The sequence below is a fragment of the Myxococcus llanfairpwllgwyngyllgogerychwyrndrobwllllantysiliogogogochensis genome (assembly GCF_006636215.1).
GTDB classification, from domain to species: domain Bacteria; phylum Myxococcota; class Myxococcia; order Myxococcales; family Myxococcaceae; genus Myxococcus; species Myxococcus llanfairpwllgwyngyllgogerychwyrndrobwllllantysiliogogogochensis.
Map to the genome: position 1 here is coordinate 1 of NZ_VIFM01000805.1, position 433 is coordinate 433.

The window sequence follows — 433 nt, forward strand, 5'->3', positions numbered from 1 at the left end:
CCGCCCGGCTTGACCGTGATCCGGTTCACATTGAAACGCGGCGTCTGTACCACCACGTCGCAGCGCCCCCAGGGACGGTAGATTTCACGGTGACGCTTGTACTCGCTGCGCTGATTCTGTTTCAGAAACTCCACCGCTTTCTTCACGTCCTGTGAGTGGTCCTTATTCATGACCAGCACGGCATCTTTGGTGCTGACGATAACCAGGTTCTCAACGCCTATTGCCGCCACCAGTTTTTCGTCACTGTTGATATAGCAGTTCTGGCTGTTATGTATCCACGCATCCCCGCTCAGGACGTTGCCCTGCTCATCCTTGGCGCTCACCTCCCACAACGCGGACCAGGAGCCGACATCGCTCCAGTCGGCATCCAGACCCACGACCACCGCATCAGCCGTTTTTTCCATCACCGCGTAGTCGACAGACTCGTCCGGAC

General features: G+C 57.5%; 1 pseudogene. It reads right to left on the minus strand.

Annotation, left to right across the window (positions count from 1 at the left end):
- Positions 1-433 (minus strand): annotated as a pseudogene (locus FJV41_RS55910) (hypothetical protein); the annotation flags it as partial.